This is a genomic window from Bradyrhizobium sp. 142, from assembly GCF_023074015.1.
Taxonomy (GTDB): Bacteria; Pseudomonadota; Alphaproteobacteria; order Rhizobiales; family Xanthobacteraceae; genus Bradyrhizobium.
Map to the genome: position 1 here is coordinate 1 of NZ_JADPKQ010000299.1, position 20,767 is coordinate 20,767.

The 20,767-nt window shown below is 63.3% G+C and carries 21 protein-coding genes; 6 read left to right on the plus strand and 15 right to left on the minus strand.

Going from position 1 to position 20,767, the window contains the following annotated elements; all coding sequences use genetic code 11:
* Positions 1-130: 130 nt before the first annotated feature.
* From xth to IVA82_RS26755, 12 genes are all read right to left on the minus strand, one after another.
* Positions 131-946 (minus strand): exodeoxyribonuclease III, encoded by an 816-nt coding sequence (gene xth / locus IVA82_RS26700; RefSeq protein ID WP_247381038.1) that lies wholly within the window; start codon positions 944-946, stop codon positions 131-133.
* 127 nt (positions 947-1,073) lie between these two features.
* Positions 1,074-1,829, minus strand: a complete 756-nt coding sequence (locus IVA82_RS26705; protein WP_247381044.1) for an outer membrane lipoprotein carrier protein LolA — start codon at positions 1,827-1,829, stop codon at positions 1,074-1,076.
* Between the two features lie 152 nt (positions 1,830-1,981).
* Positions 1,982-4,456: a DNA translocase FtsK gene (locus IVA82_RS26710; protein WP_247381036.1), complete on the minus strand. Its 2,475-nt coding sequence runs from the start codon at positions 4,454-4,456 to the stop codon at positions 1,982-1,984.
* A 9-nt stretch (positions 4,457-4,465) separates the two neighbouring features.
* Positions 4,466-5,680 (minus strand): aminotransferase class I/II-fold pyridoxal phosphate-dependent enzyme, encoded by a 1,215-nt coding sequence (locus tag IVA82_RS26715; RefSeq protein ID WP_247381034.1) that lies wholly within the window; start codon positions 5,678-5,680, stop codon positions 4,466-4,468.
* A 321-nt stretch (positions 5,681-6,001) separates the two neighbouring features.
* Complete coding sequence (locus tag IVA82_RS26720; RefSeq protein ID WP_346658667.1) at positions 6,002-6,406, minus strand: GFA family protein; 405 nt, start codon at positions 6,404-6,406, stop codon at positions 6,002-6,004.
* A 206-nt stretch (positions 6,407-6,612) separates the two neighbouring features.
* The gene (locus IVA82_RS26725; protein ID WP_247381030.1) at positions 6,613-8,061 is read right to left on the minus strand and encodes an ammonium transporter; all 1,449 of its coding nucleotides are present in this window, start codon (positions 8,059-8,061) and stop codon (positions 6,613-6,615) included.
* A gap of 39 nt (positions 8,062-8,100) precedes the next feature.
* Positions 8,101-8,439, minus strand: coding sequence for a P-II family nitrogen regulator (locus IVA82_RS26730; protein ID WP_213735856.1), 339 nt, complete (start codon positions 8,437-8,439; stop codon positions 8,101-8,103).
* Between the two features lie 411 nt (positions 8,440-8,850).
* Positions 8,851-9,453, minus strand: a complete 603-nt coding sequence (locus IVA82_RS26735; RefSeq protein ID WP_247381028.1) for an ATP-dependent Clp protease proteolytic subunit — start codon at positions 9,451-9,453, stop codon at positions 8,851-8,853.
* 41 nt (positions 9,454-9,494) lie between these two features.
* On the minus strand, positions 9,495-9,848 hold the full coding sequence (locus IVA82_RS26740) for an SRPBCC domain-containing protein (protein ID WP_247381026.1): 354 nt from the start codon (positions 9,846-9,848) through the stop codon (positions 9,495-9,497).
* Positions 9,845-10,159 (minus strand): metalloregulator ArsR/SmtB family transcription factor, encoded by a 315-nt coding sequence (locus IVA82_RS26745; RefSeq protein ID WP_148744173.1) that lies wholly within the window; start codon positions 10,157-10,159, stop codon positions 9,845-9,847. Before IVA82_RS26745 ends, IVA82_RS26740 begins: the two co-directional genes overlap by 4 nt.
* A gap of 82 nt (positions 10,160-10,241) precedes the next feature.
* Positions 10,242-11,543, minus strand: a complete 1,302-nt coding sequence (locus tag IVA82_RS26750; protein WP_247381023.1) for an ammonium transporter — start codon at positions 11,541-11,543, stop codon at positions 10,242-10,244.
* A 133-nt stretch (positions 11,544-11,676) separates the two neighbouring features.
* Complete coding sequence (locus IVA82_RS26755; RefSeq protein WP_247381020.1) at positions 11,677-12,015, minus strand: P-II family nitrogen regulator; 339 nt, start codon at positions 12,013-12,015, stop codon at positions 11,677-11,679.
* Between the two features lie 233 nt (positions 12,016-12,248).
* On the opposite strand from IVA82_RS26755, the gene IVA82_RS26760 reads away from it, so the two are divergent.
* The gene (locus IVA82_RS26760; RefSeq protein ID WP_247381017.1) at positions 12,249-13,118 is read left to right on the plus strand and encodes a DUF4339 domain-containing protein; all 870 of its coding nucleotides are present in this window, start codon (positions 12,249-12,251) and stop codon (positions 13,116-13,118) included.
* Positions 13,119-13,233: 115 nt separating this feature from the next.
* On the opposite strand, the gene tesB is transcribed toward IVA82_RS26760, so the two are convergent.
* Positions 13,234-14,097 carry an acyl-CoA thioesterase II gene (gene tesB / locus IVA82_RS26765; RefSeq protein ID WP_247381014.1) on the minus strand — a complete coding sequence of 288 codons (864 nt, stop codon included), beginning with the start codon at positions 14,095-14,097 and terminating at the stop codon, positions 13,234-13,236.
* Positions 14,098-14,246: 149 nt separating this feature from the next.
* On the opposite strand from tesB, the gene IVA82_RS26770 reads away from it, so the two are divergent.
* Positions 14,247-15,467, plus strand: a complete 1,221-nt coding sequence (locus IVA82_RS26770; RefSeq protein WP_247381012.1) for a ubiquinone biosynthesis hydroxylase — start codon at positions 14,247-14,249, stop codon at positions 15,465-15,467.
* Between the two features lie 212 nt (positions 15,468-15,679).
* Here IVA82_RS26770 and IVA82_RS26775 read toward each other — a convergent pair whose 3' ends face one another.
* Both IVA82_RS26775 and IVA82_RS26780 read right to left on the minus strand, forming a co-directional pair.
* Positions 15,680-15,877: a Trm112 family protein gene (locus IVA82_RS26775; RefSeq protein ID WP_092232493.1), complete on the minus strand. Its 198-nt coding sequence runs from the start codon at positions 15,875-15,877 to the stop codon at positions 15,680-15,682.
* Between the two features lie 59 nt (positions 15,878-15,936).
* Positions 15,937-16,467, minus strand: a complete 531-nt coding sequence (locus IVA82_RS26780; protein WP_247381010.1) for a TetR/AcrR family transcriptional regulator — start codon at positions 16,465-16,467, stop codon at positions 15,937-15,939.
* Positions 16,468-16,562: 95 nt separating this feature from the next.
* Between IVA82_RS26780 and IVA82_RS26785 the strand changes: the two genes are divergently transcribed.
* From IVA82_RS26785 to IVA82_RS26800, 4 genes are all read left to right on the plus strand, one after another.
* Positions 16,563-16,913 carry a hypothetical protein gene (locus tag IVA82_RS26785; RefSeq protein WP_247381008.1) on the plus strand — a complete coding sequence of 117 codons (351 nt, stop codon included), beginning with the start codon at positions 16,563-16,565 and terminating at the stop codon, positions 16,911-16,913.
* A gap of 222 nt (positions 16,914-17,135) precedes the next feature.
* Positions 17,136-17,414: a PepSY domain-containing protein gene (locus IVA82_RS26790; RefSeq protein WP_187436352.1), complete on the plus strand. Its 279-nt coding sequence runs from the start codon at positions 17,136-17,138 to the stop codon at positions 17,412-17,414.
* A gap of 36 nt (positions 17,415-17,450) precedes the next feature.
* Positions 17,451-18,044: a cytochrome b/b6 domain-containing protein gene (locus IVA82_RS26795; protein WP_247381006.1), complete on the plus strand. Its 594-nt coding sequence runs from the start codon at positions 17,451-17,453 to the stop codon at positions 18,042-18,044.
* Positions 18,045-18,263: 219 nt separating this feature from the next.
* Entirely contained in the window at positions 18,264-20,765 is a 2,502-nt protein-coding gene (locus tag IVA82_RS26800) for an EAL domain-containing protein (protein ID WP_247381004.1), read from the plus strand.
* Positions 20,766-20,767 lie beyond the last annotated feature (2 nt).

Below are 20,767 nucleotides of genomic sequence, written 5' to 3' on the forward strand. Positions count from 1 at the left end.
GGCTCACCTGATCCCGGCTAACCCCGGTCTTGAACATGCGATTCGCCATGCCGAATCGTACACTGCTTCGAGCTAACGGCCAGATTCTTGCCCAGTCTCAGTAGCGCAATCCGGGCTACGGGCGCCGCCGTCACACCTCCAGCGTAACCGTCACCGGCACGTGGTCCGACGGCCGCTCCCAGCTCCGCGCGTCGCGCAGAATCCTGAAATCGCTGACCGCGTCTTTCAGCGCGCGCGAGACCCAGATGTGGTCGAGCCTGCGGCCGCGGTCGCCGACGGTCCAGTCGGCGGAGCGATAGCTCCACCACGTGTAGATCTTTTCCGACATCGGAATGCGCTCGCGCGCGACGTCGATCCATTCGCCGGCCTTCAGCGCCGCCTGCAGCTTCTCGGTTTCGATCGGGGTGTGCGACACCACATTCAGCAGCTGCTTGTGCGACCACACGTCGTTCTCGTGCGGGGCGACGTTGAGATCGCCGACCAGGATGTGGCGGTCGTCTTCGCGCGGATGCAGCGGCTCGCAGGCCTTCATCTCGTCGAGGAAGCGAAGCTTGTGGTCGAACTTCTCGTTCAGCGCGGGGTCAGGAACGTCGCCGCCGGCGGGGACGTAGAAATTATGCAGCACCAGCGGCTTTGGGATATTGGCCTTTTCGCCGAACGACACCGAAACGTGGCGCGAATCGACCTTGTCGCAGAAGGTGCGGATGTCCTTCGATTCGAACGGAATCTTCGAGACGATGGCGACGCCGTGATAACCCTTCTGCCCGTTCAGCGCGACATGCTCATAGCCGAGCCGCTTGAAGCGCTTCAGCGGAAAGGCATCGTCGATGCACTTGGTTTCCTGAAGGCACAGCACGTCGGGCCGCGCGCTCTTGAGAAATTTCGCGACGAGCTCGATGCGCAGCCGCACCGAGTTGATGTTCCAGGTTGTCAGGGAAAAACGCATGAGAATTGCGTCTTAGCAAGCTCTCGTAGGGTGGGCAAAGGCGCAAAGCACCGTGCCCACGTCTTTTCGAGCTCAGGATGCGAATGGTGGGCACGCTGCTGCTTTGCCCGCCCTACGGCGTCTCGGCCTAACCCGGTGACGGGCCGTAATTGGTGAAGTCGATCTTGAACATGCCGGGATCGAGCTTCTTGCCCGCATCGAGATTGTAGACCGCAATCGTGGTGTCATAGCCCTGCGGGTCGGTGACGGTCCATTGCTTGAGTTGGCCGTCCTTGGCGCCGAACATCAGCATCAGGCGGCTGGTGCCGACCAGCGCCTGCTTCTCCTCGATGGTGACGCTGACGAAGACGTCGTCCGCGGTGACGTTGACGACGTTGGTGTCCTTCATCAGGTCTATCCGGTCCGACAGCAGGAAGCGCAGCGGCGTCTGCGACAGCGGATAGACGTCTTGCGTCGCCAGCTTGCGGTCGCGGACCACGAGCGACGATCCGTCGGCGACGATGTCGATCGGGCTCGGCGGATCATATTCGAAGCGCACCTTGCCCGGCTTCTGGATGTAGAAGTCGCCTTGCGTCTTGCTGCCGTCGGGGCCGACCTGGACGAAATTCCCGACCAGCGTCGAGAGCGACGACAGATAGGCGCTGACTTTGGCCGCCTGCGCCTTCTGGTTGGCATCGAAGGTCTGGAAGATGCTGCTCGGCACGTTGCGGCGCGGATCCGGAATCACCGGATTCGGTGGCGCTTGGGTCGCGCCGGTGATCGACGGCCCACCCGAAGGCGGAACACCGTCACGGGCCTTTGGCGCCGGCTTTGGCACGGGTACGTTCTGTGCAAAAGACGCGGCGGTCACCATCGCGGCGGTGACGAGAAGCACGCCCGCCACGCGCGCGCTTCGCGCAGCGATGGAGGCAGCGAATCGAATGTCCGGATGTCTGATCAACGCGTCGTCCTGTGTGGCTGGGCGTCGTTTTAGCGTGATTTCAGGCAAAAGCAGATATCGTTTTTGCGTGAGAATGCATTTTGAGGGGGGCCGCCTCACATATGGCTGTCTTCTTCCTCGACCAGGATCTCGCGCTTGCCGGCGTGATTGGCGGGTCCGACAATGCCTTCCAGTTCCATGCGCTCCATCAGCGAGGCGGCGCGGTTGTAGCCGATTTGCAGGCGGCGCTGGATGTAGCTGGTCGAAGCCTTGCGGTCGCGCTTGACGATTGCCACGGCTTGCGAAAACAGGTCGCCGCCGCCGTCCGCACCCATGCCGGTGGCGTCGAACACTGCGCCGTCCTCGTCCTCGGTGGGCTCCTCGGCGGTGACCGCTTCGAGATATTCGGGCTGTCCCTGCGTCTTGAGGTGGCGCACCACCTTCTCGACTTCCTCGTCCGATGCAAAAGGTCCGTGCACGCGGCTGATGCGGCCGCCGCCGGCCATGTAGAGCATGTCGCCCTGACCGAGCAGTTGCTCGGCGCCCATTTCACCCAGAATGGTGCGGCTGTCGATCTTTGAGGTGACCTGGAAGGCGATGCGGGTCGGGAAGTTCGCCTTGATCGTGCCGGTGATGACATCGACCGATGGACGCTGCGTGGCGAGGATCACGTGCAGGCCCGCGGCGCGCGCCATCTGTGCGAGGCGCTGCACAGCACCTTCGATATCCTTGCCGGCGACCATCATCAGGTCGGCCATTTCGTCGACGATGATGACGATGTAGGGCAGCGGCTCCAGCGAAAGCTTCTCTTCCTCGTAGATCGCCTTGCCGGTCTCCTTGTCGAAGCCGGTATGCACCGTGCGCGTCGGCTCCTCTCCCTTTGCCTTCACTTCGAGCAGGCGCGCATTGTAACCGTCGATGTTGCGCACGCCGAGCTTGGCCATGTTCTTGTAGCGCTCTTCCATCTCGCGCACGGCCCATTTCAGCGCGACCACCGCCTTCTTCGGATCGGTCACGACCGGCGTCAGTAGATGGGGAATGCCGTCATAGACAGAGAGTTCGAGCATCTTGGGATCGACCATGATCAGCCGGCACTGGTCCGGGCGCAGCCGGTAGACCAGGCTGAGGATCATGGTGTTGATGGCGACCGACTTGCCCGAGCCGGTGGTGCCGGCGATCAGCATGTGAGGCGTGCGCGCAAGATCGATGATGACGGGATCGCCGCCGATGGTCTTGCCGAGGCAGAGCGGCAGCTTTGCAACCGTCTCTGTCGTCTCCTTGGCGACCAGCAGCTCGCGCAGATAGACCTTCTCGCGATGCGCGTTCGGCAGCTCGATGCCGATGGCGTTGCGGCCGGGCACGACGGCGACGCGCGCCGAGAGCGCGCTCATCGAACGGGCGATGTCGTCGGCAAGTCCAATCACGCGCGACGACTTGATACCGGGCGCCGGCTCCAGTTCGTACAGCGTGACCACCGGACCGGGATTGGACTTCACGATCTCGCCGCGCACACCAAAGTCCTGCAGCACGCCTTCGAGCGCGCGCGAATTGGCTTCCAGCTCGGCCTTGCTGAGCGGCTGGCGATCGCCGGCCTTGGGTGCGGCCAGCACGGACACGGACGGAAGCTCGAACTTGTCGGAGGATTTCTTGGGCGCAGCCTTCGGCGCGCTCTTCTTGCGCGGCGCGCGCGCGGCCGGCGCTTCCTCTTCCTCCTCGTCGTCTTCCCCGTCCTGCGCGTCCTCGTAATCCTCATCCTCGGACCGCGGCGAGATCGGCGGGGCGGCACGGCCGCCGCCGAGATTCGGCTCCTGGCGATCGAAGGCAATCGCGCGGGGCTTCGGCGTGCTCGAGACCAGCGAGCGATAAGCGGTGCCGAGCAGCCAGATCAGCCGCGCCTTCGTGCTCATCAGTGCATGGAACAGCCAACCCAGCGACACCGAGCCGCGATCGCTGCCTTCGTCTTCGACGAGCGGCGTATCGTCATCCTCGATCTCCGAAAGCTCGTTGTCGTGCTCGCGCGCGCCAAAACCGCAGGCGATCAGGAAGGTCGCGGACATCGCGACGAACAGAATCAATCCGAGTACGATGCGATAGATCGTGCCGGCCGGTCCGAAAATCACCGCGGGCGCGCGCACCAACGCGTCGCCGACCACGCCGCCAATTCCGGTCGGCAGCGGCCAGGCGCCGCCATGCGGCCAGCAGCTCGCAAATCCTGCTGAGATCACCGTGCAGAGAATCCAGCAGCCAAGCCGCAGCGCCTCGCGGTCGAACGGGCGATGGGTCAGCATGCGCCAGCCCCAGACCGCGACGGTCAGGATCAGCATGATCGCGCCGAGCCCGAGGATCTGCATCGCAAGGTCGGCGCCGATCGCGCCGGCATAGCCGAGAATGTTGCGGATCGGCCGCGAGGTCGCGTGGCTGAGACTGGGATCCTGCACCGACCAGGTCATCAGTGCGGCCGAAGCCACGCCCGAGAACGCGATCAGCCCGAGACCGGCGAGCTCGCGCACGCGCTTCGTCAGCGCCTCGCGGATCGAAGGCGGCAGATGGCCGACCAGAGGAATGACACGTTCGATTGTCGACATGCTCATGGGCCCCGCCTAACCCAGAGTCTCGACCAGGCGGTGCAGCGCTGCCGCCGTGGTCTCACCATCCTGCACCAGGGCGAGGCGAATGTAGCCGGCACCGGGATTGAAACCGTCGGGCTGGAGCCGCGCCAGATAGCTGCCGGGCACCACGCGCACGCCTGCTTCCGTGAAGAGTTTCAGACACACAGACACGTCGTCTCCGAGCTCGGACGTATTGAGCCAGACGCAGAAGCCGCCATCGGGCCGGCGATAGCCGTAACGATTGCCAATGATCTGGTCGGCGAGATCGAACTTGATCCGGTAGAGCCTGCGGTTCTCCTCGACATGCGCCTCGTCGCCGTAGGCGACGGTCGCGACATGCTGGAGCGGCACCGGCACCTGCGGCGCCGCGACGTTGCGCAGTTCGAGAAACATGCTGATGAATTTCTTGTCCCCGGCGGCGAAGCCGACGCGCATGCCCGGCAGGTTCGAGCGCTTCGAGAGCGACTGGAACGCAACCACGCGGGTGAAGTCGGGGCCGGCGCATTCCAGCGCGCTGCCCGGTGCTTCGCGGGTGTAGATCTCCGAATAGCACTCGTCGCTCAGGATCACGAAGCCGTAGCGATCGGCGAGCTGCTTGAGGCGAAGAAAATAGTCGCGCGAGGCGACCGAGCCCTGCGGGTTGGCGGGCGAGGCCAGATAGAACGCCACCGTGCGCGCCAGCGTCGCCTCGTCGATGGCATCGAGATCGGGCAGGAAACCGTTCTCGACCGTGGTCGGCAGATAGACCGGCTCGCAAGCGGCTGCGCGGGCCCCGGCGCCATAGACCGGATAGAACGGATTCGGCATCAGGATCGCGGGCTTGCCGGGACGCGGCCCGACATAGCGCGCCGCCGTGATCGCGGCAAAGAACAGTCCCTCGCGGCTGCCATTGAGAACGAGAACCTCGCTCTCGGGATCGAGCGGTCGCGGCAGCTTGAAGCGCGATGACAGCCAGGCGCCCGCTGCTTTGCGGAACGGGTCGGTGCCCTTATTCGCCGGGTAACGGCCGAATTCGGCGATGTGCTTGGCCAGCACAGGGCCGACGAAGTCAGGCACAGGATGCTGGGGCTCGCCGACTGCAAGCGTAATCAAGGGCTTGCCTGGCTGTTGGGGTGCCAGCAGCTCGTTCAGCCGGGCGAAGGGCGAGCGTTCGCTGTCGGAGCTTCCACCGCCCTGCGGCGCACGGGATGAAGCGGTCATAGCCATTCGTTGGGCGCCAGCACTCTTGGAACTGCCGTCGCATGGATTGCGCCGGCGGGAAGTGGTTCATTTCACCATAGATAGGGCGAGGTTAAGACGCGATTAACCATCGGTGGGCGCACCCGTCCAGGCAGGAATAGTCGGGCCTGATAACAACGATGCAAGGCTACCGGGCGGGACTGCTTCTTCCACCTCTCTCGTTTACGGGAGAGGTCGCGCCGAAGGCGCGGGTGCGGGTTCTCTCCTCTGGGCGAGTCTTCGTCGTCGAGACACCCTCTCCCCTGCCCTCCCCCGCAGGCGGGGGAGGGAGCGCACAGTCATGGCGGCCTAGTGCGCCGGCAGCTTCTCGAATGTCGGCATGCCCGCGGGAATCGCGTGGAATTCCTGCTTGTCGCAGGTGTAGATCGCCATCTGTGGGTGGAATTGCGTCGGCTCGTCCAGCGTGCCCACTTTCAGGATCGCGGCGGGAAGACCGGGAACCTTGGTCACCAGATGCGTGCCGCACTCGGCGCAGAATTCGCGCGTGACGGCTCGTTCGAGATCCTTGCGCGTGAACTGCTTGGGCTGCCCGGTGATGTAGCTGAAGCCCGCCGCCGGCATCGCGATAAAAGTGTTGGGGGCGCCGCCCGAGATGTACTGGCACTCGCGGCAATGACACTGCGCCTGCATCATCGGGTCGCCCTCGGCCATGTAACGCACTTCGCCGCAATAGCATCCGCCTTCCAAACGCATGACGACCTCCCGATTGTTATTCGTTGTGGTCGATATTTCTGCGCTGGCGATGCCGAATGGCAATCTTTTTCTTTGGCCCGCGTGATCAAAAAGAAAGGGGCTCCAACTTGCGCTGGAGCCCCTCAACGGTCGGGGCATTGCCGGGTATGTGCCCAAACCGTAGTTCTGGACGCGATCCCCGAGAGGATCGCGCCCGGGGAGAACACTTACATGTTGTAGGCGCGCTCGGTGTGCTCGGTGATGTCGAGGCCTTCACGCTCGGTCTCGACATTGGCGCGCAGGCCAACGATCACATCGACGACCTTGTAGAGGATCGCCGAACCGATGCCCGACCACACCAGCGTGGTGCAGACGCCCCAGAGCTGGGAGATCATCTGCGCCGCGAAGTCGTAATCGGCAACCTTCGGCGGGATCGCGGTGTAGTCGATGATGCCGGCGCCGCCGAGGGCCGGGTTGACCAGGATGCCGGTGCCGAGGGCGCCGATGATGCCGCCGACACAGTGCACGCCGAACACATCGAGGGAATCATCGTAGCCGAGCGCGTTCTTCACGACGGTGCAGAAGAACAGGCAGACGACGCCGACGACGAGGCCGAGCACGATCGCACCCATCACGCCGGCGAAGCCAGCCGCAGGTGTGACCGCCACGAGGCCCGCGACAGCGCCGGAGATGATGCCGAGCACGGAGGGATGACCCTTCACGATCCACTCCGCGAACATCCACGACAGCGCGGCGGCTGCGGTGGCGACGAAGGAGTTGGTCATGGCGAGGGCTGCGCCGCCGTTGGCCTCTAAGTTGGAGCCGGCATTGAAGCCGAACCAGCCGACCCAGAGCAGCGAGGCGCCGATCATCGACATCGTCAGCGAGTGCGGGGCCATCAGCTCCTTGCCGTAGCCGACGCGCTTGCCGATCAGCAAAGCGCCGACCAGACCTGCAATGCCGGCGTTGATGTGCACCACGGTGCCGCCCGCAAAGTCGATCGCGCCCTTCTTGAAGATCCAGCCGGCGTCGGCGTTGATCTCGTCGAGCTTGGCCTGCGCCGCGGTCTTCGCCGCGCCATCAGCCGCTGCAGCAAGCGCCTTGGCCGCATCCTGAATCGCATCCGGGCCGGGCCAGTACCAGACCATGTGTGCGATCGGGAAGTAGATCAGGGTGACCCAGAGCGGAATGAACAGCGCGATGGCCGCGAACTTCATGCGCTCGGCAAAGGCACCGACGATGAGCGCGGGCGTGATCGCCGCGAAGGTCATCTGGAAGCAGATATAGATGAGCTCCGAGATGTTGGCGTCGACGCTGAACGTCGCTGCCTTCGAGTCGGTGGTGACGCCCATCATGAAGGCCTTGGAGAAGCCACCGATGAAGTCGGAGCCGCCGGTGAAGGCGAGGCTGTAGCCGTATACGGCCCAGATCACGGTGACGACGCAGACAGTGTAGAACACCTGCATCAGGACCGAGAGCATGTTCTTGGAGCGGACGAGGCCGCCGTAGAACAGCGCAAGACCCGGGATCGTCATCAACAGCACGAGCACTGTCGATGTCAGCATCCAGGCGTTGTCTCCCTTGTTGACCGTTGGCTCGGCATAGGCTGCGGTCGCAGCGAACAGGCCGACTGCGAGAGCCGCCAATCCCGCGCCATAGGGACGCTTAAACGTCATTTCATTTACTCCTGATTGAATTTTTGATTGAGCGCGAAATCAAAGCGCCGCGGCGTCGGCCTCGCCGGTGCGGATGCGAACCGCATGGTCGAGGTTGATGACGAAGATCTTGCCGTCGCCGATCTGTCCGGTTTTCGCAGCCGACGTGATGGCCTCGATGGTCTTGTCGACCTGGTCGGAAGCGACAGCGACCTCGATCTTGATCTTGGGCAGGAAGCTCACGGCATATTCGGCGCCGCGATAGATTTCCGTATGGCCCTTCTGACGGCCATATCCCTTGACTTCCGTCACCGTAAGCCCGTGAACGCCGATGGCGGTCAGGGCGTCACGGACTTCTTCCAGCTTGAATGGCTTGATAATCGCCATAACAATTTTCATGGGTCCTATCCCCGCTTGGGCCCGGTCCGGACGTGGCCGGGCGTTTCTCGACTGGTTCGCCACGAGGGAGAAAGTTCACTACGCGGGCACAGCCAGGACCCCTAGAATCAAATGCCGTGCCAGATCGAGCGTCTTGCCTAACGGACTATGAAAACGGGTGTTTTCGCGTTTGGCGCGTGGTTCGCTGCAGTGCGCTATTACGTCGCGCTTAAAACGTGATCAAGCCTGCTCAAAATACGAGCAAGACAGGCTGCCGACACAATGTTGCTCATGCGCCGGGCAGTGCGAAGGTATTTTGGTAGAGCAGTCGCCTGCTGCAGGGCTTCACCGTGCTGCGAAATATCCAGCCCCTCCAACTCGTGCTCACGAGATACGCGCAAGGGCACGACCGGGCCGACCGGCTTCGGACCGTCAGGCGACCTCGCGTTCCGCAAGAACCCTGTCGATCAGCCCCCATTCGACCGCTTGGTTCGCGGTCATGAAGTGATCGCGGTCCAGAGTTCGTTCCACCTCCTGCTCGGGGCGCCCGCAATGCCTTGCGTAGAGACGGATGATGCGCCGCTTGGTTTCCTGCATTTCGGTTGCATGGATCAGGATGTCGGACGCCTGGCCTTGGAAGCCGCCGAGCGGTTGATGCACGTGGAGGCTCGCATTGGGCAGGGCAGCGCGGTGACCGGGCGCGCCGGCCATCAGCAGGAACGAGCCCATGGAGCGCGCGGTGCCCATACACAGCGTATGGACCGGCGCCTTGATGAATTGCATGGTGTCGTACATCGCGAGCCCACTGGTGATCACGCCGCCATAGGAATTGATGTAGAGATTGATCGGCTTGTTCGGATTCTCCGCCTCCAGGAACAGGAGCTGCGCGCAGACCAGTCCGGACATCGCATCATTGACCTCGCCGTTCAGGAAGATGATGCGCTCGCGCAGGAGCCGCGAATAGATGTCGAAGGATCGCTCGCCGCGGGTGGACTGTTCGACGACCATAGGGACGAGTTGCAGCATGTCGCGCATCGGCGACCTCCATTTCTGCGGGTGATGAAGTCTGCTCGCCGTTAGGCCGCGCGCATCAGGGAGCAATTGGTGTTGGCCGCCTGCGGCAGCTTTGCTCGATCGTCGCATGCTTGCTGGATGATGCGAACGCGGGTGCCGCCAACTCCGTTCGGCTCGATCCGGAAGGTGACGTGGCTTTCACGAAACGGCGGTTCGGGCTCGCGGAGACGGTAGCGCACCTCTTCGCCCGCGATCGATGATTCAGGTTCGGCGCCTGCAAGGTCGGAGCCCGGCAACCAGCGCTCGCGCAGGGCCGGAACGGTCACGGCGCGCCAGACCGTCGCCGGCGGTGCATCGAGGTCATATTGGAGCACCAAGGCTGGGGCGGAGTGATCAGGCTTCATTGCATCGCTCATTGATCCATCTCCTTCAAGAGACCGGCGAGCGCCTCCATGCGCTTCGGCCAATAGGCGCGGTAGCGCGCAAGCCACGTCCCGATGGTGGCGATCCCGTCCGGGTCGACCTCATAATTCACAAAGCGGCCCTGCCGCTCTTCGCGCACCAGACCCGCTGCACGTAGCACCGCGAGATGCTGCGACATCGCCGGTTGGCTGATCTCCAACCCGTCGCGCAAAGCGCTGGCATTCAGGCTTCCGCCAGCGAGCTTTTCAAAGACCTTTCGGCGCGTCGGGTCGGCTAGCGCCTTGAAGATGTCGGCTTCGATCATAACGAGACATAAGCATATACTTATGTGTTGTGCAAGCCCGAAGCGACCTGCGGCCGTCCAGCGCTTCGAGCAAGCCGCTGCGCTACTGCAACGCCTCTCCGTGCTGCGAAATATCCAGCCCCTCCAGTTCGTGCTCACGGGATACGCGCAGCGGCACGAACAGACCGACCAGCTTGAGTAGGACGAAACTCACCCCTGCCGACCAGACGAAGGTGACGGCGACTCCGTAGAGCTGGAGCAGCAACTGCTGCGGGTGGCCCTCGATCAGGCCGGCAGTGCCGCCGATGGCGCTGGTTGCGAACACACCGGCGAGCAGCGTGCCGGTCAGTCCGCCGATGCCGTGAACCCCGAACACGTCGAGCGAATCGTCATAGTCGAAGCGGTGCTTCAGCCAGGTGCAGGCCCAGTAGCAGACGAGGCCCGCGATCATGCCGATGACGATGCCGTGCCACGGTGCCACGAAGCCTGAGGCCGGCGTGATGGTGCCGAGCCCGGCCACCGCGCCGGAGATCATGCCGAGCACGGACGGCTTGCGCCGCGTCGACCATTCGATCGCGCCCCAGGTCAGCGCGCCGGAGCAGGCAGCAAGATGGGTCGCGATGATCGCCATCACCGCGCGCGAATTGGCCGCGCCCGCCGAGCCGCCGTTGAAGCCGAACCAGCCGACCCACAACAAGCCAGTGCCCATCACCGCGAGCGAAAGATCGAACGGCGAGAGATTTTCGGTGCCGTAGCCATGGCGGCGTCCCATCACCTTGGCGGCGACAAGGCCGCCGGTGCCGGCCGACAGATGCACCACGAGGCCGCCGGCGAAATCCAGCACGCCCATGCTGGCGAGGAAGCCGCCGCCCCACACCCAATGCGCCAGCGGAATGTAGACGAAGATGAACCAGGCGACCGAGAACACGAGATAGGCGGAGAACCGCATGCGATCGGCGACGGAGCCCGCGACCAGCGCCACCGTGATGATGGCGAAAGTCATCTGGTACAGCATGAACAGCGATTCCGGGATCGTCTTTGCGGCCGGGTTGACGCTGTCCATGGTCATGCCGGCGAGGAACCAGCGGTCGAGCGTGCCGATCCAGGGGCCATCGCCGACGAAGCACAGCGAATAGCCGAACGCGACCCAGAGAATGGAGATCATCGTCACTGCGGCAAGGCTCTGTGCCATGGTCGCGAGCACGTTCTTCTTGCGCACCATGCCGGAATAGAACAGCGCCAGCCCCGGGATCGTCATCATCAGCACCAGCGCGGTGGCGACGATCATCCAGGCGGTGTCGGCGGTGTTGATCTCGGAGCCCGCGGCCTGCGCCGGCGATGCAAAGATGAACGCAAGTCCGATCGGCGCAGCCATAGCGGCCGCGCGGCGCAACAATCCCGCCATGTCATTTCCCCCAGCCTATTGATTGCGTCGCACGCTGCGGCGTCGGTACGCGGTGCGATCGAAGAAGGTGTATCAGAGCGTTTTCGAGCGAAGTGATACCGGTTCGCGTAAAGAAAACGCGTCAAAACTAAATCTAGAGCGCGTCGCTGTCGGTTTCGCCGGTGCGGATGCGCAGTGCGTGGTCGATCGGCGTGACGAAGATCTTGCCGTCGCCGATCTGCCCGGTGCGCGCGGTCGCGGTGATGACGCTGACGGCCTTCTCGGCCACATCGGAGGCGACCGCGATCTCGATCCGCAGCTTGGGGAGAAAGTTCACGACGTATTCGGCGCCGCGATAGATCTCGGTGTGGCCCTTCTGGCGGCCATAGCCCTTCACTTCGGTCACGGTCATGCCGTGGACGCCGATCGCCGTCAGCGCCTGACGGACCTCATCCAGCTTGAAGGGTTTGATGATCGCGACGACGAGCTTCATGGTCAGGCCTATTCTTGGGATGCGCCGCGCCGGATGTCCCCGGCGCTGCGTCAATCTGGCATCTTTCTGGGCAAATGGCATAAGAAACTTGCAGATTGAAGCAGAAAAACGCTTGGGCCTTATCGCTGGCCGCCTCTGTACAGGGCAGCCGTTCATCCTCCACAATGCGTTTTTGGCATGGATGCGGTGAACCCGCGCCCGCCGAGCGGTACATAAGTATTTTGGGGGCGTTCATGGCGAGTTGGTTCTACGCATCCGAGGGCAAGCAGCAGGGGCCCTATCCGGACGGGCAATTCCGCGACCTCGTCGCCCAAGGTATCGTGCGCCCGGATACGCTGGTGTGGTCCGAAGGCATGGCGGGCTGGCAGAAAGCCGCCGAAATCCCCGGCCTGATCGGCGGCGGTCCGCCGATGGTCCCGGCTGGCGGTCCGCCGACGATGGGCGCGGGTGGCTATGGCGGCGGCGGTTCGCTGTCGATCAACTTCGGCATCCTCGAATTCACCTGGCGCAGCATCGTGATGATGATCGGCATAGCCTTCATCATCCCGGCGCCGTGGGTGTTTGTCTGGTACACGAAATGGATCGTGTCCTGCGTCAAGGTTCCGGGACGGCCCAACCTCAGCTTCACCGGCAACGCTATGGCGCTGGTACCCTGGTTTTTCGGCTTCATCGTTCTGATGATTGTCGTCGGCTTCACCGGCAGCCAGTTGCTCGGCAACCTGCTGTTGATCGCCCAGATCGTTCTCTACTGGCTCCTGATCAAATGGATGGTTGCAAACCTGGCCTCCAACGGGCAGCCGCTCGGCCTCAGCTTCACCGGCTCGGTCTGGGCCTATATTGGCTGGAATCTGCTGTTCGCGATTTCCATCATCACCATCATCGGTTGGGCCTGGGTCGCCGCGGCACAGCTTCGCTGGTTCTACCGCAACATCGAGGGCACCCGGCGCGAGATCGTCTTCCAGGGCAGCGGCCTTGGGATTCTCTGGCGCGGAATCGTCGCCGCAATCCTATTCAGCCTCATCATCCCGATCCCGTGGGTGTATCGCTGGATCATGAACTGGTTCGCGTCGCAAACCGAGCTCGCCCCGCGCGGCTCGCTCTGAGCGGGATGAATATTGGTTAATCGATGCGGGCGCGGCATTCGGTTCACCTCTCCCCGCTGGGGAGAGGTGAACCGCGGACAATCGAACGAACCTAATTTCATCATGTATTAGGCGATCAGCTCTTCCGCTCGCGCACGGAGCCTTCCTGCGCGACGGAGGCCACCAGCGTGCCGTCTGGCTTGAAGATCAGGCCGCGGGTCAATCCGCGGCCGCCCTGCGCGCTCGGTGAATCCTGCACGTAGAGCAGCCATTCGTCGGCGCGGAACGGGCGGTGAAACCACATCGCGTGGTCGAGGCTCGCCGGCATCATGCGCTTGTCGAACAGGGTGCGGCCGTAGCGCGCCATCACCGCATCCAGCAGCGAGAAGTCCGACGCATAGGCCAGCGCGCACATGTGCAGCGCCGGATCGTCCGGCAGCGTGGCTGCGGTCTTGATCCAGACGTGAATGCGGCCGTCGTCGATCTTCTGACCGAAATAGCGGCCGAGCTCGACCGGGCGCAGCTCGATCGGCCGGTCGGATTCATAATAGCGGCGGATGAACTCGGGCATCTCGCGGAACATCGGCTGCTTCGCCACCTCCTCCGCCGTGAGTTTTTCCGGCGGCGGCACGTCGGGCATCTTCTCCTGATGGTCGAAGGCGCCCTCCTCCTCGGCGTGAAACGAGACCATGATGGAGAAGATCGCGTTGCCGTGCTGGATCGCGGTGACGCGGCGCGTCGAATAGCTCTTGCCGTCGCGCAGCCGCTCGACCTGGTAGATGATCGGAATCTGCGGATCGCCCGGCAGGATGAAATAACAGTGCAGCGAATGCGGCAGCCGGCCCTCGACGGTGCGGCAGGCCGCGACCATGGCCTGTCCGATCACCTGCCCGCCGAACACCCGCTGCCAGCTCGTCTTCGGGCTGTTGCCGCGGAACAAATTCACCTCGAGCTGTTCGAGGTCGAGGATTGCGATGAGATCGATCAGGCTTTTGGACATGGATTGAACTTTCTTGCCGTCAGTCCGGGTTCGATGCTCCGGAATGACACGTTGGGCCGTTCCGCCCTTGTTTCACCGCACTGTTTCGCCCACCTCAAGTCTGCTAGCAAGACCAGGATTTAGCCGGGAATTTTTGCAGGAAACTGGGGATGTCGGTACAGGGTAGCATTGTCATTGGTGGCGGGGCGTTTGCCGGCCTTGCCCTGGCCCTGGCGCTGCGCCAGGGGCTTGGCCCCGAAATTCCCGTCGTTGTCGCCGATCCCGCGCTTGCGACACGGCCGAGCCGCGACCCGCGCGCCACCGCGATCGTGGCGGCCTGCCGACGCCTGTTCGAGGCCATCGGCGCCTGGGACGACGTCAAGGGCGAGGCGCAGCCGATCCTCGACATGGTCGTCACTGATTCCAAGCTGGAAGATGCCACGCGTCCGGTTTTCCTGAACTTTGCCGGCGATGTCGCGCCCGGCGAATCCTTCGCGCATATGGTCGAGAACCGCCGCCTGATCGATGCGCTGGTGGCGCGCGCCGAGGCCGAGGGCATCGATCTTCGCGCCACCACGGTGGCGTCCTACGATTCGCGCGCCGACGGCATCGACGTGACGCTCGGCGACGGCAGCGCGATTGCGGCAAGCCTGCTGATCGCCGCCGATGGCGCGAGGTCAAGACTGCGCGAACGCGCCGGCATTGCCACCCATGGCTGGGAATACGATCAATCCGGCATCGTCGTCACCGTCGGCCATGAGCGCGATCATGAGGGACGGGCCGAAGAGCACTTTCTGCCCGCAGGTCCGTTCGCGATCCTGCCGTTGTCCGGCAAGCGATCGTCGCTGGTGTGGACCGAGCGCCGCACGGAAGCGGCGCGCATCGTCGCCCTCAGCGACGAGGAATTCCACGGCGAGCTGGAGCGGCGTTTCGGCCTGCATCTCGGCGAGGTCAAGGCACTCGACAAGCCGCGTGCGTTTCCGCTGTCCTATTTCGTGGCGCGCTCCTTCATCGCAGAGCGGCTGGCACTGGTCGGCGATGCCGCGCATGTCATCCATCCCATTGCCGGTCAGGGACTCAACATGGGTCTGAAGGATGTCGCCGCATTGGCCGAGGTCGTGGTCGATGCCGCGCGGCTCGGCATGGATATCGGCGGAGGCGACGTGCTCGAGCGCTACCAGCGCTGGCGCCGCTTTGACACCATGGCGATGGGCGTTGCCACCAACTCGCTGAACTTCCTGTTCTCGAACCGGTCGACGCTGCTGCGCGCGGTGCGCGACATCGGCCTCGGCCTCGTCGATCGCGCCCCGCCGCTGAAGAATCTGTTCATCCGCCAGGCCGCCGGGCTCACCGGCGAGGTGCCCAAACTGTTGAAGGGCGAGGCGTTGTAGCGCGCGACCACGCTGCACTCTCCGCTCGTCGTCCCGGACGAGCGCGCCCAAAGCGCGCGCCGATCCGGGACCCATAACCACAGGGAAAAGTTTGGCGAAGACTCGTGGTTACCCGCTTCGCGCCACAACTACTCCATGGGGTAATGGGTCCTAGCCTTCGCCAGGACGACACCGAAGATGTTGCGCGGCTGTCGCGCAAACATCGCTCTATCTCAATCGATCTTCCGCGCCTCTTCCGGCAGCATGATTGGAATGCCGTCGCGAATGGGATAAGCGAGTTTGGCCGAGCGCGAGATCAATTCCTGCTTCGCGGAATCGAACTCGAGCGGTCCCTTGGTCAGCGGGCAGACCAGGATCTCAAGCAGTTTGGGATCGACGCTGTTTTCGGGGCGTTCGGTGGGCGCGTTCATTGTGGTCTCCGGCGATCGGGTTGCCTCTAGCACAAAAAATCCCGGCCGCCCATCGCGCTTTAGGCCGATGCCATCCGCAGGATCTCGTCGAGCAAGCCCTGGAGCCGTGCGGCCGGAACCGGCGCGCCCGACAGCGCGAAGCCGAGAAACGTCCAGTACAGGATCTGCGCGCGGGCCTGCGCGACGGCGGGCGTCAGTCCGCGTTTCCTGAACAGCACCTCGATATAATCGAGCCGGCGGCGGTCGATGGCACGGACCGCTGCCTGTGTCGCCGTGTCGAACGCCGCCCAGTTGCGTACCGCGCGCTCCAGATCGAGCCGCGCGCCAAAAGTCCTGCGCAACAGCGCTTTCAGCGGATCGTCGCTGTCGGCCTCGACGTCGGCGATGATCTGATCGGCCGCGACCTCGCGCCAGCGCTTCAGCACCGCCGTGTGGAACGCACAGAGATCGGCAAAATGCCAATAGAAGCTGCCGCGGGAGACGCCCATCGCCTTCGCCAGCGGATCGGCCTTCAGCGCAGTGAAGCCGCTTTTCGCCAGTGCCTTGAGGCCCTGGTTGATCCAATGGTCGGCGGAGAGCTGTTCGGTCATGTCGGGTTCCAGGCGTTGTCCATACAGTACTGTATTGACAGCTGGGGGCAAGTGAGTGCATATCCATACATCACTGTATGGATGGAGACTGTCCCATGCGCGACCTCCTGCTGCAATGTTCCGGCGCCGCCGCGATCGTGCTGGCGCTGGTCCACGGCATGCTCGGCGAAACCAAAGTGTTCCCCCGCGCCTCGATCGAGCCGCCGCGGCTGCGCACGCTGATCCGGCTGGTCTGGCAGGCCGGCACGGTGGCGTGGATCGGCGGCGGCGTGCTGCTGCTCGCCGCGCCCTGGATGGAATCCAACCTCGCCCGGCACTGGATCATCGTCACGCTCGCGATCGTGTTTGGTTTTGCCGCGCTGGCCAATGCCTGGGCAACGCGCGGCCGTCATTTCGGCTGGCTCGGCATGAGCGCGGTCGTGGCGCTCGCGGTTGCCGGCTACTAGCGGACGTAACCCAAGAGACGAGCCAGCTGGCCAGCGATGAGGCGTAAGGCCGCAGCAACGCGTCAGGGGCGCTCTGCGTACGGCGAGGACTGATGTTTTCACCGATGTTAGAGCTTATCTAAAACATCCGCGCCCGAACTGGATTGACTTGATCACCTCCTTTGCTTCCTTCGCAGTCGGTTCGCGCTAAGCGTGGCGCGCACGACAGAGGAGGAGAGTTTCGTGAAGGTCATTCGTGTTGTTGCCATTGCACTGACGATCGGGATTGGCATGGGGTCGACGGCGATGGCCGACGGCTTCAAGGATTGCACCAAGCTCGACAAGGCCTCGTGGAAGCCGGCGAGCGAAGCCGAAGCCAAGGCGAAGGCGCTGGGCTACGAGGTGCGGCGCTCCAAGATCGAAGGCTCGTGCTATGAGGTCTATGGTGTCAAGGAAGGCAAGGTCTATGAGCTGTTCTACAGCCCTGAAGATCTCAGCCTGAAGCGCACGGTTGCCAAGTGAATTGCGCCAAATGAACTGCGCCAAGGCGAATCGGGTTTGATGGTCGAAGCAGTTCCAGAAGCGCGCGGGGAGCCCAATCGGGCCCCCGCCGATCGAACCGCTTCGCGGATGGTCGAAGTCTGGGACCTCTCGCTGCGCCTCTGGCACTGGATCCTCGCCGTTTGCGTCCTGGTCGCGTGGTTCACGCCCACCGTCTATGACGGGCTCCACCGTATTGTCGGCTATCTCGTGATCGGGCTTCTGGCCTTCCGCCTGATCTGGGGCTTTATGGGAAGCCGCTATTCGCGCTTTCGCATGGTCGGGGTCAGGCTTCGCGCGGCGCCAAGCTACCTATGGAATCTGCGCCGCGGCATCACCGGCCGCTATATCGGGCTCAATCCCGCCGGCACCTTGATGCTGGTGGCGCTGCTCTTGTCACTGATCGTCTCGGCGGTCACAGGCGCGATGTCGGTGACGGTGACATTCTTCGGCGTCTGGTGGATCGAGGACACCCACGCCTATGCGTCGGACGCCGTCATCGTCCTGGTGGTGCTGCACGTCCTGGGCGTCGTGCTGATGGCTGTTCTCCAGCGCGAGAACCTGATCCGCGCGATGATCACCGGACGCAAACGCATCCGCGGGCACCTCTAAGCAGGCGCGGGTTAGTTCGAACCGATGGAGCCTCGGCTCGCCCAATCCGTAGTGTCACGGGAATTAAGCCCTCGCCCGCACAGGCTACCGCTAAACGTCGCCATCTTTCGAGGTCGGGTTTACGTTTCGATAAGTACACTACCTGACATTGCACAAAATTAACGCAATGACAGTCCAATCGGATCAATCGTCGAGGATATTGACGAGGGAGCGATTTCGATGTTCCGCGTTTTTACCTGTCTCACGGCACAGCATGATTGGCGGCTAGTCGTGCTCGCTGGTCTGGTTTGCTTCGCTGCGAGCATTGTGGCCATCAGCATCTTTCATCGCGCGATCGCGTCGCGAGCCTGGACGCGGCTGACCTGGATCGCAATCGCCGGCGCCTCGATCGGATATGGAATTTGGGCAACGCATTTTGTTGCAATGCTCGCCTACGAGCCCGGCGTCTCAACCGGTTACGGTATCGTTCTGACAGCTCTGTCGCTCGTCGCGGCTATGATACTGACCTCCGGTGGTTTTGGCGTTGCAGTCAGTAATTCCGGTCGGTGGCGCGCGGCTGCCGGCGGCGGCATCATCGGCGCCGGCATTGCGAGCATGCATTATCTCGGCATGTGGGCCCTCGAAGTGCCGGGTCGCGTGAGCTGGTCGCCGGGGCTGGTGCTCATCTCGATCGTCCTCGGCATGGTCCTGGGCTACGCTGCACTTGCCGTCGCCCTGAGTCGCAAGAACAAGTGGGGGGCCCTGGCCGCGGCGCTTCTGCTGACGCTCGCAATCGTGTCGCATCATTTCACGGCTATGGGGGCCGTGCAGATCGTTCCAGACCCGACGCTGAACAGCGACGCCTTGTCGCTTTCTCCCGCCTTCCTCGCCGTGGCAATTGCGGGCGTGGCTCTGTCAGTACTCGGGATGAGTTTTGTCGGCGTGCTGGCGGATCGCCGCCTTGCGGCCAGAACCAGCAGGTTCGAGGAAATCATCAGCGAACTTTCGCTCGCCAGGCAGCAGGTCGAAGATTCGCAAAAGGAAATCCAGGATCAGAAAATCAGGCTGGACACGGCCATCAACAACATGGTCGAGGGCTTGTGCATGTTCGATGCAGAGAAGCGACTTGTCGTCTGCAACGAGCGTTATGCGCTACTCTATCGGCTGCCGCCGGAGCTGCTGCGAACGGGGACGCCGCACGCCGACATCATCAGGCATCGTGTTGTGAACGGCATCCTCAAGGGCGACGCCAACGAGGGCGCTGCCAAGCAATTCATCTCGAAATTGGCCGCGTTGCCGTTCGACGCAGTCTCGAGCAGGATCGACGAATTTGCGGATGGCCGTCTGATCTGCGTCACGCGGCAGCCCATGGTCGGCGGCGGGTGGGTGGCCACGCATCTGGATGTCACGGAGCAACGCCAGTCCGAGGCCAAGATCACTCATATGGCGCAACACGATGCGTTGACCGACCTGCCAAATCGCGTGCTGCTCAGAGAGCGGATGGAGCATGCCATTGCAGTGACGCGCAACGGCGGCCTTGATCTGGCCGTGCTCATGCTCGACCTCGATCGCTTCAAGGAGGTCAACGACACGCTTGGACATTCGGCGGGCGATTCCCTGTTGCGCGCCGTCGCGGCGCGCTTGTGCGAATGCACCACGGAAACGGCACTGATCGCTCGACTGGGCGGCGACGAGTTCGCGGTGATCGACTACGTGACCAACCCGGCCGTGGAGGCCGCAACCCTCGCCGAGAAGATCAGAAAGGCGCTTTGCGAACCCTTCGATCTCGGCGATCACCGGGTCACGGTGGGTACCAGCATCGGCATTGCCATCGCGCCGCGCGATGGCAACGATTCCGACGTGATCATGAAGAGCGCGGACCTCGCCCTTTACTCGGCCAAAAGCGGTGGACGTGGCGCGTTCCGCTTCTTCGAGCCGGAGCTCGACGAGATCATGCATGCGCGACGCAACCTGGAGCGCGACATGCGGGATGCGCTCGCAGGCCATCAATTCGAGCTCTACTACCAGCCATTCGTCGATGCCGCGACCGGTAAGACCACGGGCTTCGAGGCCTTGCTACGCTGGCATCACCCGCAGCGTGGTCTGGTCATGCCCGGCGAATTCATCCCGCTTGCGGAGGAGACCGGCCTGATCGTGCCGCTCGGAGAATGGGTCTTGAGGACTGCCTGTGCGGAAGCCGCAAAATGGCCTGTCGATCTCAGCATCGCGATCAACCTGTCTCCCGCTCAATTCAGGAGCAAGGAGCTTGTGCCGGTCATTGTCGGCGCGCTGGCGAGTTCGGGCGTTGCGCCGCACCGGCTCGAGCTCGAGGTTACCGAGACGGTGATCATGCATGACAGCGAAGCCGTATTCGCAGCCCTCGGTCAACTGCGCCAGCTTGGCGTGCGGATCGCCCTGGACGATTTCGGTACCGGCTATTCGTCACTGAGCTTTTTGCAAAGATTCCCGTTCGACAAGATCAAGATCGACCGCAGCTTCGTCAGCGAGCTGACCAGCGCGAAGGCAGAGGCGCGCCATCTCGCGCGAGCCGTGGTTCGTTTCGCAGTCAGCTTGAGCAAGACGACGACTGCCGAAGGCGCCGAAACCAAGGAGCAGCTGGACATCTTGCGTGAAGAGGGGTGCGCCGAAACGCAAGGGTATTATTTCAGCCGGCCGGTGCCTGCATCCAGCATCGCGAAAATGCTGTCGCGAGATGCTGGAGCAGCCATCTGTGCGGCGTGAGC

Excerpts from the sequence above, each read along its gene's own strand:
- IVA82_RS26710 (WP_247381036.1), bottom strand. The coding sequence starts at position 4,456 with ATGAGCATGTCGACAATCGAACGTGTCATTCCTCTGGTCGGCCATCTG.
- IVA82_RS26730 (WP_213735856.1), bottom strand. The coding sequence starts at position 8,439 with ATGAAAATTGTTATGGCGATTATCAAGCCATTCAAGCTGGAAGAAGTC.
- IVA82_RS26775 (WP_092232493.1), bottom strand. The coding sequence starts at position 15,877 with ATGAACGCGCCCACCGAACGCCCCGAAAACAGCGTCGATCCCAAACTG.
- IVA82_RS26760 (WP_247381017.1), top strand. The coding sequence starts at position 12,249 with ATGGCGAGTTGGTTCTACGCATCCGAGGGCAAGCAGCAGGGGCCCTAT.
- IVA82_RS26750 (WP_247381023.1), bottom strand. The coding sequence starts at position 11,543 with ATGGCGGGATTGTTGCGCCGCGCGGCCGCTATGGCTGCGCCGATCGGA.
- IVA82_RS26740 (WP_247381026.1), bottom strand. The coding sequence starts at position 9,848 with ATGAGCGATGCAATGAAGCCTGATCACTCCGCCCCAGCCTTGGTGCTC.
- xth (WP_247381038.1), bottom strand. The coding sequence starts at position 946 with ATGCGTTTTTCCCTGACAACCTGGAACATCAACTCGGTGCGGCTGCGC.
- IVA82_RS26785 (WP_247381008.1), top strand. The coding sequence starts at position 16,563 with ATGCGCGACCTCCTGCTGCAATGTTCCGGCGCCGCCGCGATCGTGCTG.
- IVA82_RS26770 (WP_247381012.1), top strand. The coding sequence starts at position 14,247 with ATGTCGGTACAGGGTAGCATTGTCATTGGTGGCGGGGCGTTTGCCGGC.
- IVA82_RS26780 (WP_247381010.1), bottom strand. The coding sequence starts at position 16,467 with ATGACCGAACAGCTCTCCGCCGACCATTGGATCAACCAGGGCCTCAAG.
- IVA82_RS26720 (WP_346658667.1), bottom strand. The coding sequence starts at position 6,406 with ATGCGTTTGGAAGGCGGATGCTATTGCGGCGAAGTGCGTTACATGGCC.
- tesB (WP_247381014.1), bottom strand. The coding sequence starts at position 14,097 with ATGTCCAAAAGCCTGATCGATCTCATCGCAATCCTCGACCTCGAACAG.
- IVA82_RS26735 (WP_247381028.1), bottom strand. The coding sequence starts at position 9,453 with ATGCGCGACATGCTGCAACTCGTCCCTATGGTCGTCGAACAGTCCACC.
- IVA82_RS26755 (WP_247381020.1), bottom strand. The coding sequence starts at position 12,015 with ATGAAGCTCGTCGTCGCGATCATCAAACCCTTCAAGCTGGATGAGGTC.
- IVA82_RS26725 (WP_247381030.1), bottom strand. The coding sequence starts at position 8,061 with ATGACGTTTAAGCGTCCCTATGGCGCGGGATTGGCGGCTCTCGCAGTC.
- IVA82_RS26800 (WP_247381004.1), top strand. The coding sequence starts at position 18,264 with ATGTTCCGCGTTTTTACCTGTCTCACGGCACAGCATGATTGGCGGCTA.
- IVA82_RS26715 (WP_247381034.1), bottom strand. The coding sequence starts at position 5,680 with ATGGCTATGACCGCTTCATCCCGTGCGCCGCAGGGCGGTGGAAGCTCC.
- IVA82_RS26745 (WP_148744173.1), bottom strand. The coding sequence starts at position 10,159 with ATGATCGAAGCCGACATCTTCAAGGCGCTAGCCGACCCGACGCGCCGA.